Genomic DNA, 22321 nt, shown 5'->3' with positions numbered 1-22321 from the left:
TTTAAAGAATTGTTACGAATTAGAGCGTTTTTTAAAAGTCGTACGTAAATCCTAAGCTAAGGTTAACACCTTTTTTATAATTTCTTAACACTACATTCTCACCCCCATTAAAACCAGCTCTTTCTAGTTGAAAATCAGGATTTAATAAGTTTGTTGCTTTCAATTTAAAACCATAGTGTTTGCTTAATTTATATGAAGAAACAATGTCTAATGTTGGAATTCCTTTTTCAATTACGTTTTCAAAACCCCTTGTTCCAACAGAATATACTCTTTCACTGAAATAATTAAAAACTATTGAAGAAATAAATGTATTATCATTAAATTTTTTATTTAATGATATGTCTGCATTTACCAAAATTGGTGTTGCACCTTCTAAATCACTAGAAGTGTTGGTAAATTGAGCTACAGAATTTTCATCTAAATTAACGTTAGACACCAATAGTGACGTATTTAAACCAGCAAAAATTTCTAAATCTTGCTCTTCATTATTAACAATTTTCTTTCTTGCTTCTAACTCTATACCATAAACGCTAGCATCATCTCCTACATTTAAATAAGTTAATGTATTACCTCCAGAAGGAATTTCACTTCTAGAAATTGGATCTTTAATATATTTATAAAAACCTGTAACAGTAATTAATTCTGATGATGAAAAATAATACTCATACTTTGCATCTAAATTGTAGTTGTCTGATGGTCTTAAATTTGGATTACCCTGGCTAGAGAAAGTAATGTCTTGGTATTTAAAAGGTGCTGTTTCTTTAAATTGAGGAAAAGTGTACGTTTGACTTCCTGCTAACCTAACAATACTGTTTTCATTAAAGTTATATTTAATATTAAAACTTGGTAATACATAAGTTTTATCTAAAAAAGAAGGTCCTTCTACAAATGAATTAGCAATATTGGTATTAAACGTAACTCTTTGTTGAATTTTTTCGAACCTCGCACCAAAAGAAGCTATTAAATTAGAACTAAATTGATATGCCAAATTACCGAATGCACCAAATATTTGTCTTTTTCCTCTATAAGTAAATGGTACAAAAGCATTAGGATTATTTCCTCTTCCTCTACCTGTTTGCAGGTCAAAAATATTATTATCGATTGAAGATTGATTAAAAATTTCATCTGGATTATCGATATCTATTGGTATTCTGGTAGAAAAATCATGATTGAAAATTGTAGCAGAAAACAAACGCTCTGTGTATCTATAATCTCCTCCTACTTCTAGTACGCTAATATCCTCCTCGTCTTCTTTTAATTTATATGTAAATTTTCCTTTAGCTGCGTAGTCATTTTCTTCTAATTTAGAGAAAAAACGCTCGTTTTCTCCTGCAGAACTTGTTTGAGGACTAAAAAAATCGTCTCTTAAAAGATACTTGTTAGTTCTTCTATCTGGTTCATTACCTCTAATAAAATTTAAAGATCCTTTAGCATCAAAGTTTAATCTTTCAGAAAACTTGTAGTTTGCTAAAAACTGATTTACATAAACTTCATTATTATTAGTTTGTTGTCTTCTTTGAAATTCTAAATCTCCATCTTGCTCTGGATTTACCTCTCCAAAGTAATCTCCTATAGATTGTTTGTTATTATGAATAAATAAATGATTGTAAGCTATGTTATGACCTGCATCAAATTTATAATTCAGGTTTGCCATTAGTATTTGAGATACATTAAAATCATATTTAGAGAAATCTTGATCTAAAAAGATAGCACCTGCGCTTGTGGTTTGTTTGATGTTTCCTTCTAAGAAATTATATCCGGCATCAAATGCACCAACCACAAAGAAACTAAATGTATCGTCTTTAATATCGTATTTTCTTCCTCCTGCAAAAGAAAAGCTATTGTCAAATTGAAAATCTTGGCTACGTGGTCTAAAAGAGTTGTTAAACGAATACTTATTTAAATCGTTTACAGGTATAGATAAATTTTGTGTACCAAACCTATTTGTGCCATCTATTGTTAAAAACTCTTTAGATACAGTTTGTGTATTTACACCCAAAGAAGTACCAATATTAAATAATTTTTTCTTAGAAAGTTCTTTAGAAGAAATATCAATATTTGCTCCACCTACATCACCATTAATTTCTGAGGTAAAAACTTTGTTAATTCCAATGTTTTTAATGATGCTCGTATCAAAAAAATCTAAAGATATATTTTTGTATTCTGGATCATCAGAAGGTAGTGGCAATCCGTTTAAAGTTGTAGAATTGTATCTATCACCTAAACCCCTAACCACAATATTTTTAGAACCTTTAGACACACCAGCTGTTTTAGTTACGGCTCCTTCTGCATCAGACACACCCTTTATAGATAACTCTTGTGCTCCAATAGAAGTTTTTATAGCTACGGCTTTCTTTTGTTCTAGAATCAATGCACTAGATTTTTCTTTACTTGTAGTAGATTTTACAACAACCTCATCTAAAGCAACACCTTCTTCCGCAGACATTTGTTGATTGATGGTTATGGTTTGTCCTTTATTTATGGTAAACGTTTTTTCAATGGTTTTATACCCTAAAAAACTAAACACTACAGTATGTGTTCCTGCAGGTACGCTAATTGAGTAGTTTCCGTCAAAATCTGTTGTAGATCCATTTGTTGTGCCTTTAATAATAACGTTAGCAAATGGTAAAGGCTCATTGCCTGCCTCTTTATCTGTTAATAAACCTCTTAAAGTACCGTTGCTTTGTGCAGTTATAAATTGACTTAAGGCTAAAAAAATAATAAATAAAATTTTCTTCATTTTAGTGTTTAATTTACTGCCGCAAAAGTCTATTACTTTTGTAAAGTCTATGTTAGTTATAAATTATGCTTCTGTTATTAGGTTGTTAAGAGAATGTTACCAAAAATGTTTTACTTTTGATTTTTAAATGTTTAATAAGTTTTACTTTTTAAAGTAGTTAATACAGTACTTTTAATACGTGAACATTTCATAACATTAAAATAACATTATCAAATTAATGAGTATTTAACTTTGCTCAGTTAAAAATAAAGACAAAAAATGGGAGATCCATATATCTTGATGCTAGTAGCTTTGGCTGTTTTAGCTATTGTAGATTTAGTAGTTGGTGTTAGTAATGATGCTGTTAATTTTTTAAATTCTGCCATTGGTTCTAAAGCAATATCAGTAAAAAAAATCATGATCATTGCAAGCGTTGGCGTTTTTTTTGGTGCGGTTACTTCTAGCGGAATGATGGAGGTTGCCAGAAAAGGAATCTTTAACCCCAGCATGTTTGTTTTTCAAGATGTAATGTACATTTTTATGGCTGTTATGATTACTGATATTTTACTGCTAGATATTTTTAACTCTTTAGGCATGCCAACTTCTACAACAGTATCTATTGTTTTTGAATTGCTAGGTTCTGCAGTTGTTATTGCCCTCCTAAAAATTGCTTCTAATGATGCAGAAAGTATTTCTGCTATATGGAGTTATATTAACTATGAAACTGCAACTCAAATTATTTTAGGAATTTTACTCTCTGTAGTTGTTGCTTTTTCTGTAGGAGCTATTGTGCAGTATTTTTCTAGATTGATTTACTCTTTTAATTTTGAAAATAAACCTACATACATCAACGCTCTTTTTGGTGGTTTTGCCATTACTGCTATTACCTATTTTATCATTATAAAAGGTTTAAAAGGAACTGAATTTTACGAAAACATAAAGGGTATTTTAGAAGGTAGCACATTACAAATTATTACCGTTAGTTTTTTGATTTGGACAGGTTTATCTTCACTTTTAATCAAGTTTTTTAAAGTTAATATTTTAGTACTTATTATTGGTATTGGTACTTTTTCTTTAGCTATGGCTTTTGCTGGCAATGACTTGGTTAATTTTATTGGTGTACCTATAGCTGCCCTAAATTCTTACGAAGCTTGGAGTATTTCTGGTATAGAACCCACAGCATTCTCTATGGGTAGTTTGGCTAAAAGGGTACCATCTAACATTTGGTTGCTTCTACTAGCGGGTGCAATTATGGTTGTTACTTTATGGACCTCTTCTAAAGCAAAATCTGTAATAGAAACAGGTATTAATTTATCTAGACAAGGAGAAGGACATGAAAAATTTAGACCTAATAACTTATCTAGAGTTACGGTAAGATTTGCTATGTTTTTAAACTCTGGAATCAACTTCATTATTCCTAAAAAAACACAAAATTATATCAATTCTAAATTTGAAAAACCATCTATTAAATTACCAAAAGATAAAACTTATGAAATGCCTGCTTTTGATTTGGTAAGAGCTTCTGTAAACTTAATTATGGCAAGTGTTTTAATTTCTATTGCTACCTCTATGAAATTACCACTTTCTACTACTTATGTTACTTTTATGGTAGCCATGGGTACCTCTTTAGCAGATAGAGCTTGGGGACGAGAAAGTGCTGTATACAGAGTTGCTGGTGTGCTTAATGTTATTGGTGGTTGGTTTTTAACTGCTATTATAGCGTTTACTGCTGCAGGAGTTATTGCCTACATTATTAGCTGGCACATGGCTATGATACCTGTATTACTAATAGTAGTTGGTTTCTTGATTGCAAGAAATACCATTAGACACAGAAAAAAATCTAATGAGGTAAAAAAGAAAACACATATAGAAAGAGCAGAATTAATAACAATAAATGGTGTTATTGAAGAAAGTGCAGATCATATTTCTGGGGTGGGTACTAGAATAGAAAAATTATATACTAATGTTGTAAATGATTTGGCAAATCATGACCTTAATAAACTACGTAAAACTGATAAGCATGTTGAAAAACTAAATGATGAAATTGATGGTTTAAAAGATGGCGTTTTTTACTTTATTAAGTCTTTGGACGACACCTCTGTTCAAGCCAGTAGATTTTACATTATGGTTTTAGGTTATTTGCAAGATGCTGCTCAATCTATTAGTTATATTTCTAGGGCTAGTTATAAGCATGTAAACAATAATCATAAAAATCTTAAAAAAGGACAATTAAAAGATTTAAAAGAAATTAATAATGAGTTGTCTTCTTTACTCTATGAAGTAAGTGACATATTTAAGAATAGGACTTTTGATGATTTGAACGAAATATTAATCAAAAAAAGAGAATTATTAAACAAGGTTTCTTTGTCTGTAGAGAAACAAGTTGCTAGAATTAGATCTGACGAAACTAGCCCAAAAAATACTACGCTATATTTTAGTATTTTACTAGAAACTAAAGATTTAATTGCAGCGCTTATGAACCTTTTAAATACTTATGAAGAGTTTTATTTAAGTACAAAACAATAAACTAAAACCAGAAACCTAAATTAAACAACCAATACTGTTGTTGGGTTTCTGGAGACCAACTGTACTTTAGTTCTACTGGCCCAATAAAAGAATTGAAACTATACCCTAGTGCATATCCTGATTTGATATTTTGAAACAAATCTAGATTTCTAAACACGTTTCCTTCTAATCTGGCATAATTAGCAATAAAAGAAGCATAATGGTTCTTTGCTAAACGATATCTAAAATTAAATTCTGATTTTATGAAGGAGTTGTTAGACAATTCTGCAAAATCATATCCATAAAAAGACACAAAAGTATTGATGTAGTTTTGATTATATCCTCCTAAATAATAATCAAACACATCAGATTTTGGGGGTTCTAAAGTAAAGCCTGCCTCATTGGTTAACTGAAAGGTGAGCTTGTCAAAAAAAGTTGTAGCAAAACCTAGTGTTCCTTTTGTTTGTGCAAATTTTGAAAAATCATTATTAAAATCTGATGATGCCAAATACCATCTAAAACTTAAATCTGCAAAATAACCTTTGGTTACAAAATATTTTTTATCATACGTATCTAGTTTTATGTAACCATAGGCATTCAAATAATTACTATTATCAAAAGTAAATTCTTCATCATCATTAACATTTTCAGATACAATGGTCTCTGTAGTAGCATTAACAAACTTATGTTCTACACCTAAACCTATTGCAAATTTTCTGTTGAACGTTGTTTGAATGAACAATTGGTTGGTAATATCTGTGTATTTTAAATTAATACTATTAATGTTAGGAAACATAGATACTATAGGATTGAACTTAGTACTTGCTCTAAAATTATTATATCTAGATGTTAACCCATAACTTATGTAAAAGCCATTGTCTACAAAGTAGTTTAAATTATACCTAATGTTGTCACCAAGTATTACATCTACAGAAAATAAATCATTTTTTCTAAGTAAATTCTTTTGATTGTAGTTTGCTAAAATTCCTGATTGGTACAACAAATCATAGTGAATACCTAACTTTAAACTAGCATAATCTTTAGATTCTATCAACTTTAAATTTAGAGCATAAGCGTTACCTTCAATATTTTCTAGAGTATACTCTATACGTTCATAATTTTTTGTTGCAGATAATAAGTTAATTCGTTTAGTAATTTCTTTTCTGCTTATCGTATCTCCATATTTAATTTTTAACTTACCAAGAATAAAAGACCTTGTATAATATTTAGCACCAGAAATATTCATATCAGATATCAAATATTGTTTTATTGTTTTTTGTTGTACTTTTTTTGGTTTTTTATAAGTTTGTAAAGTCGCTAGCTCTTTAAAAGTATCACTGTATTTTTTTCCTTCTGCTTTACCAATTTCTAAAATCTTTTCTTTTTCATTAAAGTCTACAACATTGTATTTATAAATTTTAGGATGTATATAAAAATCTGCACCTTTTTTTTGAAGATTACTTTTATTATACATCTGATAACTCATAATTTGCCCCATAATAGCAACAACAGAGTTTAGCTTTTCTTTTTCATACAATCTTCCTTCAACATCTACACCAATAATAATATCGGCACCTTTTTCTCTCATTAAAGCAATCGGAAAATTATTTGCAATACCACCATCTACCAATAATCTGTCATTAATTTCTACTGGAATTAACAAGGTTGGAAAAGACGCACTTGCTCTTATAGAAAGTGGTAAGTCTCCTTTTTCTAAAATTACCTCTCTTCCTGTTTCAACATCTGTGGCTATGCAAAAAAAAGGAATTTCTAGTTTTGCAAAGTCATTTGCCCCTTCTACAGAGGCAAACAATTCTGTTAGCAAATTTAGAATGTTTTGTCCTTTAGAAACTGCTCTAGGTAGACTTGCTTTACCTTTTTTTACAGGTAGCGTTATTACAGTTTTTTCTCCGGTTTCTTTTTCAAAAAAAGGTTTTGTATTACGTGTAAGTTTATCTCTTAATACTGCTTCAAAATCTGTATTTAGTATTATCTGTTCTATGTCGTTACCAGAATAACCAATAGCGTACAAACCACCTATAACAGCACCCATGCTAGTACCGGCTATATAATCTATTTGTAAACCTGCTTTATCTATCTCTTTTAAAATACCAACATGAGCAAAACCTTTTGCACCACCACCACTTAAAACCAATCCAATTTTTGGTTGTTTTTCTTGACTATATAAAAGTGTAGAAATTAATGCAAAAAGTAAGATTAAAAGTTTTTTCATTCTTTAGATTCTGGATGATAGTATTGATATACTTTTACGGCTCTAGAGTTACCAATAACCTCTTTTATACTCTCAAAAGAAGCTTCTTTTACTCTTTTTGCCGATTTAAATTTACGTAATAAAGTTGTAATAGTTTGTTTACCAATGTCTGGTATTTGTTCTAATTCAGATTGTATTGCACTTTTACTACGCTTGTTTCTATGAAATGTTATACCAAATCGGTGAGCCTCATTTCGTAAATATTGCGTTATTTTAAGAGTTTCTGACTTTTTATCTAAATACAATGGAATAGGGTCATCTGGATAATATATTTCTTCTAATCGTTTGGCAATACCAATAATGGCAATTTTTCCTCGAAGACCCAAAATATCTAAACTCTTTAAAGCAGACGATAATTGCCCTTTACCTCCGTCAATTATGATTAACTGTGGTAAAGATTCTCCTTCAGAAAGTAATCGTTTGTATCTTCTGTAAACCACCTCTTCCATAGACGCAAAATCATCTGGCCCTTCAACGGTTTTTATGTTGTAATGCCTATATTCTTTTTTACTTGGTTTACCGTCTCTAAAAACTACACAAGCTGCTACCGGGTTGGTTCCTTGTATGTTAGAGTTGTCAAAACACTCTATATGTCTTGGCTCTTCTTTTAAACGCAAATCTTTTTTCATTTGCGCCATAATACGTTTTACATGTCTATCTGGATCTACAATTTTAATTTGTTTAAACTGTTCTTGTCTGTAATATTTTGCATTTCTTTCAGAAAGCTCTACAATACGTTTTTTATCACCCAATTTTGGGATAGTTACTTTTACACTTTCACCTAAATCTACTTGAAAGGGAACATAGATTTCTGGGGCTTGAGAGTTGAAACGCTGTCTAATTTCTACAATAAACAATTCTAGTAATTCTTGGTCTGTCTCTTCTAATTTTTTTTTGATTTCTGTAGTGTGCGATTGTATAATAGAACCATTAGATAATTTTAAAAAATTTGCATAACCGTGAGTTTCATCAGAAATAATAGAAAAAACATCCACGTTATTAATAGTAGGATTAACTACAGTACTTTTTGCTTGATAATTGCTGAGTCTATCTATTTTTTCTTTTATGTTTTGCGCTTTTTCAAACTCCATTTTTTCAGCAAAATCAAGCATTAAGGTATTTAACCTGTCTAAACTTTCTCTAAAATTACCTTTAATAATGTTTTTAATTTCTTTTATTGAGTTGTTGTAATGTGTTTCTGTTTCCAGAGCTTCACAAGGCCCTAAACAATTGCCTAAATGATATTCTAAACAGACTTTATATTTACCTGTATTAATTTTTTCTGCGCTTAAATCATACTTGCATGTTCGTAATGGGTATAACTCTTTTATCAAATCTAGCAAAGTCCTTACTGTTTTTACAGAAGTATAAGGACCAAAATATTCTGAGCCGTCTTTAATTACCCTACGTGTTAAAAAAACTCTAGGAAAGCGTTCTTTTTTAATACACAACCATGGATAACTTTTATCATCCTTTAGTAGTACATTGTAGCGTGGTTTGTATTTTTTGATGAGATTGTTTTCTAATAAAAGAGCGTCGGTTTCTGTATGAACAACAATGTGCTTGATTGATTCTATTTTCTTTACTAAAACTCTTGTTTTTCCACTATCATGATTTTTGGTAAAATAAGAACTTACTCTTCTTTTTAAGTTTTTTGCTTTGCCAACATAAATAATTATCTGATTTTTATCAAAATATTGATACACTCCTGGTGATTCTGGTAACGTTTTTATTTGTAAATCTAAAGCGGCTGTCATACCACGAAAATACGTTTTTTTAAAGAGTTCTAAAATGAAAGCATCAGTTATTCATATTTAAAATTTCAAGTAATAATACCTGTTTTTTTATCAATTTATAATCATTTAATCTACTTTAGTTCATTTTATATATCTTTAAGGTCTAAACAAATTAATTTAAAAACTTTACTATTATGAGTACAAAAAAACCAAGTGGTGGCCCTAAACCAAATCCTAGAAATACAATTAGTTTAAAAACTGCAAAAAAATGGGCCAAAGAATGGAGAGATGATGAAGCTTCTTACAACAAATATTTTGAATGCAGAGCTTTTAACATTCCTAAAAAAGACCTTATAGAAGTATTGCAAGAAGATAATGTAGCAAGTATTAGAGCTTATATTGGTGTAGAAAAATTAAAAGTTGAAGGAGAAAAAGTGTTTATTGAAAAGTTAATGATAGTAGGAGTTGACAAAAATGGTAAAGACATGTTAACTTTATCATCTGAAGATGAAGATGTGTTAGACCCAATTGGTGGAAGTATTTATGATTTTACAGACCCTTGCCCTGATAATTGTGATAACAGTAGTCCTTTAAATGGTTAAAACTTGGAAAAATCAATTATTTATATAGGCAATTTTATACTCCTTGTTAATACAATCTTATTTTTTAAAAGCTATCGAAGAAATTCGATAGCTTTTAAAATTTTAAACTACTACTTATTTCTATCTTTATCTATCCAGTTAATATCCAGCTATTTAAATCATTCTAAAGTTAATAACTTGTATATTTCTCATTACTATTTTGTTGGTCAATTTATTTTTATGAGCTTGTTTTACTCTAAAATACTTAAGGGAAAAAGATTGGTTGCCGTTATTCAAAAAATACTCATTTTAATCATTATTTTAGTAATTGGATATTATAGTTTATACCCTAAAGATTATTATAAGTGGAATGTTTTTGAAATAGCGATAACTTCTGTACCACTATTAGTCTATAGTTTTTTGTTTTTTACTCAGAAAATAGAAACTAAAACAGGCAATTCTTATATCTATTTTATCTCTGGTTTTTTTATTTACCTATTATCTAGTACACTATTATTTACCCTTGGTAATATAGGGTTAGGAGATTCTACAGTAAAACCCCTTAAACAATTAGTTTGGAAAATAAATAGTATTCTTTATTTAATATATCAAATCTTAGTATTTATAGAATGGTACAAAAACTTTAGAAAACCTCAATCAATAAAAAATAATATAAGTATAAATACCTGATTTATATTTTAGGTTTTTTAATTCTTCTTACATCTACTATCTTTATATAAAAAATTTTTCCGTAATTTCGTTTTGACTTTTCAAAACCCTTGATGGAAGAATTTTTAAGAAAAGATAACCAATTGATAGCTATAGTTTTAACAGGAGTTTTATTACTTCTTTTAATGAGTGCAGCATTATTGTTATTTTTCTTTTTTTCTCGTAAAAAAATAATTGAAAAAGAATTAGAGAAGAAGAATTTACAAATTCATCATCAAAAAGAAATCATACAATCTATAATTGTTACACAAGAAAAAGAACGTAAACGTATTGCACAAGATTTGCATGACGATATTAGTTCTAAACTGAACGTAATAAATTTAAATGCAAACTTACTAAAAGACGGAGATTTAAAACCTCACGAATATTATCAGGTAAATAATACCATATTGTCAGCAACAGACGAAACGTTACAAAGCGCTCGTAAAATTGCTCATAACCTCTTGCCTCCAATCTTAGAGAGGTTTGGTTTAAAAGCAGCCATTGAAGAGCTTGCTGATGCTTTTAGCAATAGCAAAAAAATTAATATAGAATACAGTTTAAATTACTCGAAAAAATATTTATCAGAACAAAATGAACTACATCTTTTTAGAATTGTACAAGAGTTAATTAACAATTCTATTAGACACGGAAAAGCAAAAAATAGTACTATCAATATTGATTGTAAAGACAAACATTTGCTTTTTTATTATACTGATAATGGCATAGGTTTCAACTACAACAACCAAGACCATCAAAAAGGTTTGGGAATGAAAAATATAGATAGTAGAGTAGCATTACTTAACGGCAACTATAAAATAGAAAGTAAAGAAAACAATGGTTTTACTATAAAAATATCCATTATAAATCCCTCATAATTATGGAAAAAATTAATATTGCAATTGCAGATGATGAACAACTGTTTCGAAAAGGAATTCGGTTTTTGTTAGAAAGAGAAGCCAATTTTAATGTCATTTTTGAAGCAGAAAACGGGCAAGAACTTATCGATTTTGTTACCCATACAGAAGAGTTTCCTGATGTTATTTTGATGGATTTAAAAATGCCAGAAGTTAACGGTGTAGAAGCTACAAAAATAATTCATAAAACACATCCTGACATTAAAATTATTGCACTAACCAGTTATGGAGGTAAATCTTTTATTACCAACATGATAGATGTTGGTGCTTCTTCTTATTTATTAAAAAATGCAAGTCCCAAAACTGTAGTAAATACCATAAATGAGGTGTATGATAAAGGTTTTTTTTATGATGAAATTGTATTGAAAATAATTCATGAAAACATTATTTCCTCTAGCGGAAAACGTATAAAAAGCGATTTAGACAAAAAATTATTATCTAAAAGAGAAATAGATGTTTTAGAATTGATTTGCGAACAACTTACTACCGCAGAAATTGCAGACAAACTATTTATTAGTCCTAGAACCGTAGAAGGCCACAGAAACAATCTTTTGCTTAAAACCCAATCTAAAAATGTAGCAGGTTTGGTCATTTATGGCATTCAAAAAAAACTCATAGAAATTACTCCTGATTTTAATCTTTAAAAGTTAGAATAATTTATATAAGATTATGATTATAAAATAGACAAGTATTAACACCTCCTTTTTTTTTCAGTATTTACTACTCTTAAGTACATTATTTTTTATCTATAGTTTTGAATATGTTTAATTAAAACTATAACTAATTTTATGTATACATTAACTGTAAAAAACAACTACGTTTATGATATTGGAGCTTCTAATGGAGTAACCATAAAAACCGGTACTCAACACGTTTTTAATAATAAAGGAAGTATCTATTTTACCTTACCTGGTAGTGGAGAAATCAACTTTATAGACTTAGGAAATAAAAAAATTGAAGGCTATCCAATACCAACAGAAACCTGGGGTGTTTTGGTTAGAATTCATACTACAGAAGCTTATTATAGATATGAAGGTGATGGAGAACTAACTGCCATAATAGATCAATATGGCTCTTTACAACTAACTACATCTAATGGTACTATGATACTAATTAGTCTAGAAGAACTTACTTTAAATTAAATCTTAATCTTATAAACTATGAATGATGAGTATTTAGGAGTTGTAAAAATTTTCGCAGGAAATTTTGCTCCATTAAACTTTGTTTTTTGTCACGGACAATTAATGTCAATTGCACAAAACCAGGCACTTTTTTCACTTTTAGGAACAACCTATGGTGGTGATGGTAGAACTACTTTTGCTGTACCAGATTTAAGAGGTGCTGCACCAATAGGATCAGGAACTGGACCAGGACTTACTCCAAGAAGTGCAGGTCAGAGATTTGGAACTGAAAGAACATCCTTAAATATAGGTAATTTACCATCTCACAACCATATTATAACTGTTAGCGAAACTGCTGGTACAATAGATATACCCGTTAATACAGAAGAAGGTAGTGAAGATGAATCCAACCCTGGTACTGGTTTTTTAGCTAATACAGGTACCGAAAATTTTGTTAGTGAAGCAACCACAGGACAAAAATATGGTGGGCAAAGTATACCTGTAAACGTTGCTGCTACTGCTACGGCTTCTAATACAGGAAATGGTAATTACTTTAATAATATGCAACCATCTTCAGTTGTAAATTATATTATTTGCATACAAGGATTGTATCCATCAAGAAGCTAATAAGAATTAATCTTCCATTAAAAAAAGAGGTATATACACCTGTTTTTTTCTTTGATTATGTTGTTAATTTTGTAATCTAACTAACCAAACAAGTAATGAAAAAAATCAATTTATTAAAAGAAAAAATATTTTTTTTATTATTACTTACATTTCAAGTAATAGTATCTCAAAATAATAATGGTAGTATTGATGTTATGGGAGATATAGCTATCATTGCAGTGAATAGAATTTCTACTCCTTCTTCTCAGTCAGATTATGCTTTTGTTTTACTTGATGATTGTTTAGCAGGTACTAAAATTTACTTTGATGATGATGACTGGACTGGCTCCGCTTTTAGCTCTCTAACAGGAGAAGGAGTTAGTGAATGGACTAACAATACAAATAAAACACTAGGAGCTGGTACTGTAATAAGGGTCAACTTTGCTAATAATAATGGTACTACATCCACAACTAACATTGGAATAACAAATGAAATAAATGGGGGGTTTAATTTAGCCGCTGGAGATCAACTATATGCATATTTAGGTGCCGAAAGAGCTCCTACTGTATTCTTATCTTTTTGGGGAGAAACAAATGCTATAAATGGATCGGAGACTGCTGTTTTAACAGGAACAAAACTTTCAAATGGAGGGCTTGACCTTACAAATGGAACTACTGCAAGGGTAACTGCTAATATAGGTTATTACAACGGCTCGACAGATTGTAATGGTAGCATTTCTGATTGTGCTGCTATGATTAATGGCGGAACAATTGTTAGTGGTTCTTTTACATGGCCTACTGGAGTTAAAACGGCTTTTAAAGGTAGTGCTTTACCAAACAAATTTTTTGGCACTACAAACACAAATTGGAGTACAGCTACAAACTGGGGTTACAAAACTGTTCCTTCTGCTAGTGACCATGTGAGAATACTCAATGTTACTAACAACCCTGTTATTAATTCTAGTACTAGTGGGGTTAGTAACAATATTTTAGTTGATGCAAGTTCAACCCTAACCATTAATGCTGGAGGCTCTTTAACCATTAGTGGAAACCTCACTCAAAATGGAACATTTAACATACTATCTAACGCTTCTACAAACGGATCTTTAATAGTACAAGGTACCTCTACAGGTAATGTGTCTTACTTAAGACATGTTAGTACAAATTGGCATTTAATTGGTGCTCCTGTAGAAGGACAAAGCATAAATAGTTTGTCTGGTGAAGTGGAAACTAACGGGAATAATTTTGCAATAGCTCCTTATCTTAATTCAACTACCTCTCTGTTAAGATGGAATTATTATACTACTAATGCAGGAACTAATGATATTGCTTCATCTGGTAATTTTTTAGCAGCCAAAGGATACACTTTTAAAAAGAAAACTGTTGCAGGAACTGTAACTTTTACAGGTACTATAAATACAGAAGATCAACCAATTTCTATTACTGATGGCGGAGACAATCCTTCAGGAAATAGATGGAATTTAGTTGCAAACCCATACACAGCGGCTTTAAATGCTACTAATGCTGCAGACGCAACTAATAATTTTTTAAAGGTAAATATAGACGCTGGAAATTTAGATCCAACAAAAGCAGGTTTATACCTTTGGACAGGAGCTACTCCTTATGATGTAAAATCTGTTGATGATGCCGCATTTTATATTGCACCTGGACAAGCATTTTTTGTTCACGCTCCAGACGGAGGAGGAACATCGGTATCTTTTACTGAAGCAATGCAAAGTCATCAAACAGGAAATATCTTTTTAAAGAATACTACTTCATATCCAGAAATTATTTTAAATCTTTCTGGTGGTAAATCAAAATCTCTAACAAAGATTAGGTACATACAAGGAAAAACAACTGGTTTAGATGTTGGTTCTGATGTAGGTACATTTACAGGAACAGGTAAAAGCAATTTTGAGGTATATTCTCATTTAGTGAATAGCAAATTTGAAGATGATTTTGCAATACAAGCCTTACCTAATAGTAATTTTGAAGAAATGATAGTTCCTATTGGAGTTTCAGCAAAATCTGGACAAGAAATATCTTTTTCTGCTGCCCTATCTAATCTACCTGTTGGTTTGAGTGTATTCTTAGAAGATAAAGAAAACAATACATTAACTGAGTTGAGTGATGCAGATAGAAACTACTCGATTGCGTTAAACAAAGATTTGAACGGAACTGGAAGATTCTATATACACACAACTTCTAATGCTTTAAGTATAGATAACAATGATGATTTACAGAATATTAATATTTATACGATAAATACATCAACCTTAAGAATTACTGGGTTATCGGTTGAAAAAAATGAGATTGTTATCTTTAATATGTTAGGAAAACAAGTGTTTAGTACTTCTTTTATTGCAAATAATGTAAAAGATATCAATTTACTTAACCTTTCCGCAGGTATTTATTTTGTTCAACTACAAAATAATAGTGGCAAATTAACCAAGAAAATCATCTTAGAATAACAGTAAAGACAGAAGATCATGAAAAAAAATATAGAAAATAACTCCACTATTAGCAGAAAAGAAGCTTTAACTAAAATAGGAAATTACAGTAAGTATGCTGCATTAACTGCTTTAAGCACTTACCTTATTTTAAATCCTCAGAAAACACAGGCACAAAGTCCTGAGGCCCCAGGAACCGGGTTTTAAGTACTTTACATTACGAAGCGAAACGTTTTGTTTCGCTTTTTTTAATCTTTAATGTTTCTTAACAAAAATGAATTGGTTGCATCTATTACTTGCCACCTGTAAATAGAAGAAAGTTGATATATTCTAGACAGTTCTTGTAACAATCTATTTTTTGACTTTTCTTTTAAATTGTCAACTACCATAGAATTTTTTATTTTAGCAATGCTTTTTGAAGTAATTTTATTCAACTCTTCTTTAGAGAAAGAATTAAAACTACTTTGTTGCAAATCAAAATATTTAATATTTGGAGATATTACAATTTCTTCTTCAGGAATCTTAAGAATAATAATTTGTTTAGCAAGAGTATCTACTTCAATTTTTAATTTTGACAAGTCATAGCCCACTTCTACATCAGCATTAACAGATACTATTGCCTTTTTATCAAAAGATATATAATCGTAAAAGTATTTTTTTGAATCTGTATAATTGTAAATTTCTGACAAGCTCCCCTTAGAAACTACGAGTTTATTAAGGTTTTGAATAGAATTTAAAACCACTTGTATTTCTTCTTTTTGATGATTTATTTCTTTTGGCTGATACCAAAATTTAGCTATAAAAAAACCAAACAAAAAAATAAGTAAATAGGCAAGAAAGTGTCTCATACAAATACTTTCTTTAAAGATACGGTTATTCTGCTATTTCTTCTTCTTTAGGAAAAGCTTGTTTGCTAAAAATAAAAAGCAATGCAACTCCTATAGAAATAAAAGCATCTGCAGGATTAAAAATGTATTGAAAAAAAGTATAGGATTCTCCGCCTACAAAAGGGAACCATTCTGGTAATATACCTTCCCAAATTGGGAAATAAAACATATCTACCACTTTACCAAAAAACAATTTACCATCTGTAGTTTCTGGAAAAAGCGTAGCCACCTCGTGCCTTGGATGATTAAATATAACTCCGTAAAAAATAGAATCTATAATGTTACCTACTGCTCCAGAAAATATTAATGAAATGGCAACTATAACGGCATTATGTACTTTTTTCTTTATATTTTGTATTAACCAATAAATTATAGCTCCAACAGCAACTATTCTAAATAACGTTAAAAACAATTTTCCTGCATTACCTCCAAACTCAAAGCCCATTGCCATACCATTGTTCTCAGTAAAATGAATTCTAAACCAATCAAAAACGACAACTTCTTCTCCTAAAATAAAGTTAGTTTTTACATAAATTTTTATAATTTGATCTACTACAATTGCGATAAGAATAGTTGCTATTGCAAGGGTCTTTTTGGACATGTTTTTTGAATATTTTAATACACAAAAATACTAATATTATTGTGTTTATTTAGTAGTTAAGAAAATATTAGCTTTTATACTGTGTACATCTATTTTTTTTGTGAACACCGGTGTTTTTGTTAGATATTTTTTTTTACAAATAGCACTATCAATAAGAATTTTACCCAGGTTAGAAATAATCTTAACATCTGTTTTTTTAGCAGTTGCATATACATTACCAGCGTACAATTTTACAATTGTATTAGCCTTGATTGTATGCAGCTTTACAATTCCGTTATCTATATAAATTGATAAGTTATTGTTGATACTTTTAGATTCAATATCAACATTTTCTCCAAAAACATACACCTGTTTATTTTTCGGAATTTTTACAATTGCGTTTGCTTTCTGTAGTCGTTTTGTAATAAATTTTCTAAAAATAACTTCTCTGGTTTCTGTACCTCTAAAATCAAATTTTACATTTGCCCTCTCTGTGGTATTTTCTATTTCAATTAATTGATCGTCGTAACTTTCTGCACTCAAAAATACCTCTATTAGATCAGAATTTGAATTCTCAATTTGTAAATTATCCAAACCTTTTGTGTAAATATTAATCTCTTTAGATAAACTTTTGAAGGTTTTACTAATTTTCTTTTGTGAAAAAGTAACCCCAAAAATTAGCAGAAAAATAAACCCAAAACTTTTTTTCATAGATGATTTATTCAATAACTATTTTTTGACTGATATTCCCTTTTTCTGTAGCTAAACGCACTATATAATTGCCTTTTACTAAGTTTTTAATAATTATAAAATTGCTAGTTTCTATGTTGCTTTTATGTACTAATTTTCCTAAGATAGAAAAAATTTTAACTGATTTTTTCCCTTCGGGTAAGTTTAAAAATTTTAGTTTATCATCACTTAAAAAGATGTTTATTTTCGATAAAAATTTTTCTTTATTAGTTTGCAATGTTTGGGAAGTAGTGTGTAAAAAAAATCGTCCAGAACCATTAAGGGCAGTACTTGTTGTAAACGTATAAAATGCATTATCATCATTTAACAGTGTAAATACCCCTGTGTCTCTATCTTCTAAATATACATCGTATGTTTCATCTAAGTTTTTAGCATCTATACTTATCTTAAATTCATTATTAGCACTTGCAATTATACCAATAGGTATCACAGGTGATGCATCTTTAGGAATAGATTGTATGGCTAAATGCATCTCTTTTTCTTGATTTATTAATGTGGTATAAATTTCAAAATTATTAGAAAAACCTGTATATACAGAACTATCATAACCATTATCAAAATCCTCAGTGGCTTCATCATTATAAAAAATACTTGTATGTTTTTTTTCTTTTCCTTTACGTAAGATCACTTTAATTTCTGGTCTAAGTTCTTTGTTTTTTAAAAAACTACTATTTTGGTGATTTTGCATTTCTTTAGTAAAAGAAATTATACCTCCCTCTGGTTTTGTATGCACAAAAAAACTTTGTCCTGGAGCAATAAATTGACTTGGTGTAACATGGTTTACGGCCGTATACGAAGAACCGTTCCAAAGCCAAATTGTAAGTTCACTTAACGCATTAACGTTTGTATCTAAAAAATTATTAACTGCATCTGCACCATTATTTAACGGAATATAAGAGGTATACGTATTACCTACTAAATTAAAAGCATTGCTAGTTCCTTTGGTTACACTTTTTGTAGTATTTGTAGTTACAAGTTGCCCTGTAAAACTTAAATTTCCTGAAGAAGTTTTTAATAGAGAATATCCAGTTCCTTTTTTAAAGACTCCAGAATCTCCAGCCGTCATATATTGCCAAGAACCACTGCTATTACTGTAAGTAGCTATACCTCTTAAATTAGGGTTTACAATTCCTGATGCAATGGCATTTACAGAAACCCAATCATCATTATATACTTGATCTGTTACTGGTGCATTTACCAAGTGCCAATTATCTGTTACAAATCTATTATAAGTAATGTTTCCTGTTGATGAACCTTCTACAATTAAACTTCCGGAATTTAATAGTGTACTATTTATAATTAGAGATCCGTTATTGGTTAAGTTATCTTTGATTGTTAATCCTGATGATTCGTTTAATATTAGTTCTGCATCCTTTTCTATTGATAAATTATTTACTGTAACACTACTGTTTAAAATGGGGTTTTTGGAAGTATTGGGTATGTTAACATCTGTATTTATTGTTGGCAAACCATTAGACCAATTGCCTGTGTTTGTCCAATCAGAATTAATATTTCCTGTCCAAATTGTAAGTGAATTTCCTTTAAATTTTCCCGTGTACATTCCTCTTCCAAAAGTAGTGGCCAAAACGGTATTATCTACTTTTCTTAAACTTAAAGACGTTACTGCAACATTAGACATACCATTATAAGCATGTTGCCAATTTGGTGAAGCATCTCTAAAATTTTGAGTAGACCAAACTCCTAACTCTGTACCTATAATAACCTCGCTTGAATTTAACGGATTCATTAAAATACAACGCACAGTAGTATCAGGAAAATTACCTTCTTTATTTTGCCATGTTACTCCTCCATCAGTTGTAAACCAAATATTCTCTACACCAAAATTATAAAAAGTAACCATAATTTCGCTTTCACTAGCACCAAATTCTACTGATGAAATACTACCTAAAAAATTTGCTCCAGAAATATCTGTTATCAGTTGATTTTCTGTTTCGGCATTTTCAATTTTTACTAGCTTTCCTCTTCGTGTACCAGCAAAAACTTTTGATGAAGTTGTTGTAAATGGAGATACTTTAATAGCAGTTATATCATTTAATAAAGCATCTGTAATGTTTGTTCTTAAGGGTGAACTTGTCGTAATATCTGTAAAGCGTGCTAAATGTGAACTTCCGTTGGTGTATAAAATATCTAAATTATCATCCAATGCCATTGCATTGATAAAACTACCTGTAGTACCATCAGAAACAATAGTAATACTATTTCCAGTATAGGGTAAATCAAACCTTCTAATTCTGTTAAATGTAGTGGTAACTATCATGTAAGAATTATCTTTATCTATATAACATTGACCTCCGTCACCACCCAACACCTTTGTTGACGAATTAATTCCGCTAGAAGGATTATTAAGTAAGTGTGAACCATTGTCTTGAGAACCGGCTAAAAAATATGTTGGAGCTTCTGTTTGAGAAATTGAACCGTTATAAAATTGAGCAGTATTGTAATCTTTATTTCTTGAATTGATAGAAATATCTGTAGAAACATCAGAAAGATTTGATGAATAATATACCCCCCCATCATTTCCAAAAATTGCAACATCATTATTTGTTGGATGAAATACCATTGTATGCTGATCTGAATGCACTAAAGAAACATCTAAAGCTGCTAAATTATTATTGTTAGACCATTTGGATATTTGTGTCCAATTTGCACCACTATCTATTGTTTCAAACAAATCTATACCTCCAACATACACTGTTGCATCATTAGTTGGATGAGATTCAATCATTAAATCATAAAACGCTTGACCTCTAGTAAAATCATTTGCAGGTATGCCATTATCAGCATCATTAGGTAAAGCTAGTGATGTTGGTGGCGTTGCAAATGCATCAGTAGTTTTTAAAATAGAAACAAATGGTGCAATTAATTGATTAGAAGGGTTTACATTGTATAATCTTGCTAAAGTGTAAACAGTATTTGCATTTTGTTTAGATAGCGAAATTTCTGTTCTTCTTCCGTTTGCAATGGTATGTTTTAACGTAAAATTTATTCCATCTGAACTACTGTAAATTCTACCTCCACCATCTCCATAAACATTTCTAGTTGTAGCTAACCAAAGCGTATTGTCTAAACCAATTTCAAAATCATTGGGTGCAATGCTATTTCCATTAACATCTAAAGTTACTTGATTCCAAGTATTGCCTTCATCTGTAGATTTAAAAATTCCATAGTCATTAATTCCCACAAAGGTATTTATTGGATTACTTGTATAAAATGAGGCCCCAATACTTGCAAAAACTTCAGAGTCATTAGTTGTATTGGTATCTCCATCCTTATCTCTAACAACAATATCGGTAATATAGTAGGTTCCTGGTACAAAACCATTTGAGGTAGTGCCTCTTGTTCTGTATACGTTAGTCCAAGTATTTCCGCCATCTGTAGATTTCCAAATACCATTACCTAATGCTTGTTGAGGCACATATAATTCTCCTGTACCTAAATACATTATTTGAGTATTATTAGGGTCTACAGCCATACAGGTTACAGATAAATTGTCATCTATACCTACTTGAGTCCAAGAAGAATTAGCATCGGTAATATCATCGTTTACCCAAAGACCTCCGCTAACACCACCTGCAAAAACACGCTTTTGAGAAGCATCGTTTGGATCAAATAACACTACTCTTGTTCTTCCACCAACATTGTTAGGACCTCTTTCTTCCCATTGATTGTCTATAGCGTCTCCTGGTGTTCTTCTATACAGTTTTTTTTGTTCTTTTAACTTTTGTTGAATTTTATAGGTTTCTTCTGGATGTGTTCTACCTGTATGTGGATTCATTTCTAACAAATATTTTTCTTCGTAATATTTGTTTGGTGGTAAATTATAAGCTAATCTTTCTTGATTTGTAAGTTGGAGAAAATAATGGAGCGGATGTTTGTGTAAACGATTATTTTCTACGACATCTTTATTCCTATTTTTAAAAAGTTTTAGTAATAAAATTGTACTAACAACTAAAAAGACAAAACCTAATGTACTCTTCTTCATAATTGTAAAAATAATGCAATTATCTCATTTAAAGCAATTAAAAAAGGCTTTCAAGTGTATTTTACTTAAAAGCCTTTAATTTTATCAAAGATTATGTACGCATTTTATTGTTTGCGTTTTGCCTCAATACTTAAGGTTGCATGAGGTACCAATTTTAAACGTTCTTTTTGAATTAATTTACCAGTTACTCTACACACACCGTAAGTTCCGTTTTCTATACGTAATAATGCATTTTTTAAATCTCTAATAAATTTTTCTTGACGGATGGCCAATTGCACGTTTGCTTCTTTGTTCATTACATCAGAACCTTCATCAAAAGATTTAAATGACGGTGAAGTATCATCTGTACCGTTATTTGCATCATTTTTATATGCGCTTCTTAATATTGCTAAATCTTCTTCTGCTCTTGCTATTTTCTTATCAATAATTGCTCTAAATTCTTGTAAGTCTTCTTCTGAATATTTTACCTTGATATCTGACATATTC

The 22321-nt window shown here is 30.1% G+C and carries 17 protein-coding genes; 9 read left to right on the top strand and 8 right to left on the bottom strand.

Annotated features, from left to right (window positions below; translation table 11 throughout):
* Nucleotides 1–31: 31 nt before the first annotated feature.
* Nucleotides 32–2740 (bottom strand): TonB-dependent receptor, encoded by a 2709-nt coding sequence (locus DUT90_RS11045; protein WP_114427246.1) that lies wholly within the window; start codon nt 2738–2740, stop codon nt 32–34.
* Nucleotides 2741–2998: 258 nt separating this feature from the next.
* Between DUT90_RS11045 and DUT90_RS11040 the strand changes: the two genes are divergently transcribed.
* Nucleotides 2999–5245 carry an inorganic phosphate transporter gene (locus DUT90_RS11040; RefSeq protein ID WP_114427245.1) on the top strand — a complete coding sequence of 749 codons (2247 nt, stop codon included), beginning with the start codon at nt 2999–3001 and terminating at the stop codon, nt 5243–5245.
* Between the two features lies 1 nt (nt 5246).
* On the opposite strand, the gene DUT90_RS11035 is transcribed toward DUT90_RS11040, so the two are convergent.
* Both DUT90_RS11035 and uvrC read right to left on the bottom strand, forming a co-directional pair.
* The gene (locus DUT90_RS11035) at nt 5247–7457 is read right to left on the bottom strand and encodes a patatin-like phospholipase family protein (RefSeq protein ID WP_114427244.1); all 2211 of its coding nucleotides are present in this window, start codon (nt 7455–7457) and stop codon (nt 5247–5249) included.
* Nucleotides 7454–9253 (bottom strand): excinuclease ABC subunit UvrC, encoded by a 1800-nt coding sequence (gene uvrC, locus DUT90_RS11030; protein WP_114427243.1) that lies wholly within the window; start codon nt 9251–9253, stop codon nt 7454–7456. Before uvrC ends, DUT90_RS11035 begins: the two co-directional genes overlap by 4 nt.
* A gap of 173 nt (nt 9254–9426) precedes the next feature.
* Here uvrC and DUT90_RS11025 point away from each other — a divergent pair, with 173 nt between their 5' ends.
* The 8 genes from DUT90_RS11025 (at nt 9427) to DUT90_RS13400 (ending at nt 15822) form a co-directional block, all read left to right on the top strand.
* Nucleotides 9427–9834, top strand: coding sequence for a hypothetical protein (locus DUT90_RS11025; protein WP_114427242.1), 408 nt, complete (start codon nt 9427–9429; stop codon nt 9832–9834).
* A 219-nt stretch (nt 9835–10053) separates the two neighbouring features.
* A complete protein-coding gene (locus tag DUT90_RS11020) occupies nt 10054–10503 on the top strand; it encodes a hypothetical protein (RefSeq protein WP_114427241.1) in 450 nt (149 codons plus the stop codon).
* 92 nt (nt 10504–10595) lie between these two features.
* Nucleotides 10596–11399: a sensor histidine kinase gene (locus tag DUT90_RS11015; RefSeq protein WP_114427240.1), complete on the top strand. Its 804-nt coding sequence runs from the start codon at nt 10596–10598 to the stop codon at nt 11397–11399.
* Nucleotides 11400–11401: 2 nt separating this feature from the next.
* Nucleotides 11402–12082, top strand: coding sequence for a response regulator transcription factor (locus tag DUT90_RS11010; protein ID WP_114427239.1), 681 nt, complete (start codon nt 11402–11404; stop codon nt 12080–12082).
* 144 nt (nt 12083–12226) lie between these two features.
* The gene (locus DUT90_RS11005) at nt 12227–12580 is read left to right on the top strand and encodes a hypothetical protein (protein WP_114427238.1); all 354 of its coding nucleotides are present in this window, start codon (nt 12227–12229) and stop codon (nt 12578–12580) included.
* Between the two features lie 18 nt (nt 12581–12598).
* A complete protein-coding gene (locus DUT90_RS11000; protein WP_114427237.1) occupies nt 12599–13186 on the top strand; it encodes a phage tail protein in 588 nt (195 codons plus the stop codon).
* Nucleotides 13187–13281: 95 nt separating this feature from the next.
* Nucleotides 13282–15636 carry a T9SS type A sorting domain-containing protein gene (locus DUT90_RS10995; protein WP_114427236.1) on the top strand — a complete coding sequence of 785 codons (2355 nt, stop codon included), beginning with the start codon at nt 13282–13284 and terminating at the stop codon, nt 15634–15636.
* Nucleotides 15637–15654: 18 nt separating this feature from the next.
* The gene (locus DUT90_RS13400; RefSeq protein ID WP_181858193.1) at nt 15655–15822 is read left to right on the top strand and encodes a hypothetical protein; all 168 of its coding nucleotides are present in this window, start codon (nt 15655–15657) and stop codon (nt 15820–15822) included.
* Between the two features lie 41 nt (nt 15823–15863).
* Here DUT90_RS13400 and DUT90_RS10990 read toward each other — a convergent pair whose 3' ends face one another.
* The 5 genes from DUT90_RS10990 to DUT90_RS10970 form a co-directional block, all read right to left on the bottom strand.
* Nucleotides 15864–16463, bottom strand: coding sequence for a DUF4230 domain-containing protein (locus DUT90_RS10990; RefSeq protein WP_114427235.1), 600 nt, complete (start codon nt 16461–16463; stop codon nt 15864–15866).
* Between the two features lie 25 nt (nt 16464–16488).
* Entirely contained in the window at nt 16489–17103 is a 615-nt protein-coding gene (locus DUT90_RS10985; protein WP_114427234.1) for a lipoprotein signal peptidase, read from the bottom strand.
* Between the two features lie 45 nt (nt 17104–17148).
* The gene (locus DUT90_RS10980; protein ID WP_147266213.1) at nt 17149–17793 is read right to left on the bottom strand and encodes a hypothetical protein; all 645 of its coding nucleotides are present in this window, start codon (nt 17791–17793) and stop codon (nt 17149–17151) included.
* 7 nt (nt 17794–17800) lie between these two features.
* The gene (locus DUT90_RS10975) at nt 17801–21835 is read right to left on the bottom strand and encodes a T9SS type A sorting domain-containing protein (protein WP_114427232.1); all 4035 of its coding nucleotides are present in this window, start codon (nt 21833–21835) and stop codon (nt 17801–17803) included.
* A 104-nt stretch (nt 21836–21939) separates the two neighbouring features.
* On the bottom strand, nt 21940–22317 hold the full coding sequence (locus DUT90_RS10970) for a TraR/DksA C4-type zinc finger protein (RefSeq protein ID WP_114427231.1): 378 nt from the start codon (nt 22315–22317) through the stop codon (nt 21940–21942).
* Between the last annotated feature and the right edge of the window lie 4 nt (nt 22318–22321).

It is taken from the genome of Polaribacter sp. WD7 (assembly GCF_003335085.1).
Lineage (GTDB): Bacteria > Bacteroidota > Bacteroidia > Flavobacteriales > Flavobacteriaceae > Polaribacter.
Note: the sequence above shows the minus strand (reverse complement) of the source record. Positions and strands in the feature narration are given on the sequence as shown.

Bases quoted from the DNA above. Each gene is read 5' to 3' on its own strand.
- DUT90_RS11000 (WP_114427237.1), top strand. From the start codon at position 12,599: ATGAATGATGAGTATTTAGGAGTTGTAAAAATTTTCGCAGGAAATTTT.
- DUT90_RS10980 (WP_147266213.1), bottom strand. From the start codon at position 17,793: ATGAAAAAAAGTTTTGGGTTTATTTTTCTGCTAATTTTTGGGGTTACT.
- DUT90_RS11035 (WP_114427244.1), bottom strand. From the start codon at position 7,457: ATGAAAAAACTTTTAATCTTACTTTTTGCATTAATTTCTACACTTTTA.
- DUT90_RS10975 (WP_114427232.1), bottom strand. From the start codon at position 21,835: ATGAAGAAGAGTACATTAGGTTTTGTCTTTTTAGTTGTTAGTACAATT.
- DUT90_RS10985 (WP_114427234.1), bottom strand. From the start codon at position 17,103: ATGTCCAAAAAGACCCTTGCAATAGCAACTATTCTTATCGCAATTGTA.
- DUT90_RS10995 (WP_114427236.1), top strand. From the start codon at position 13,282: ATGAAAAAAATCAATTTATTAAAAGAAAAAATATTTTTTTTATTATTA.
- DUT90_RS11045 (WP_114427246.1), bottom strand. From the start codon at position 2,740: ATGAAGAAAATTTTATTTATTATTTTTTTAGCCTTAAGTCAATTTATA.
- DUT90_RS11005 (WP_114427238.1), top strand. From the start codon at position 12,227: ATGTATACATTAACTGTAAAAAACAACTACGTTTATGATATTGGAGCT.
- DUT90_RS11040 (WP_114427245.1), top strand. From the start codon at position 2,999: ATGGGAGATCCATATATCTTGATGCTAGTAGCTTTGGCTGTTTTAGCT.
- DUT90_RS11025 (WP_114427242.1), top strand. From the start codon at position 9,427: ATGAGTACAAAAAAACCAAGTGGTGGCCCTAAACCAAATCCTAGAAAT.
- DUT90_RS10970 (WP_114427231.1), bottom strand. From the start codon at position 22,317: ATGTCAGATATCAAGGTAAAATATTCAGAAGAAGACTTACAAGAATTT.
- DUT90_RS11010 (WP_114427239.1), top strand. From the start codon at position 11,402: ATGGAAAAAATTAATATTGCAATTGCAGATGATGAACAACTGTTTCGA.
- uvrC (WP_114427243.1), bottom strand. From the start codon at position 9,253: ATGACAGCCGCTTTAGATTTACAAATAAAAACGTTACCAGAATCACCA.
- DUT90_RS11020 (WP_114427241.1), top strand. From the start codon at position 10,054: ATGAGCTTGTTTTACTCTAAAATACTTAAGGGAAAAAGATTGGTTGCC.
- DUT90_RS10990 (WP_114427235.1), bottom strand. From the start codon at position 16,463: ATGAGACACTTTCTTGCCTATTTACTTATTTTTTTGTTTGGTTTTTTT.
- DUT90_RS13400 (WP_181858193.1), top strand. From the start codon at position 15,655: ATGAAAAAAAATATAGAAAATAACTCCACTATTAGCAGAAAAGAAGCT.
- DUT90_RS11015 (WP_114427240.1), top strand. From the start codon at position 10,596: ATGGAAGAATTTTTAAGAAAAGATAACCAATTGATAGCTATAGTTTTA.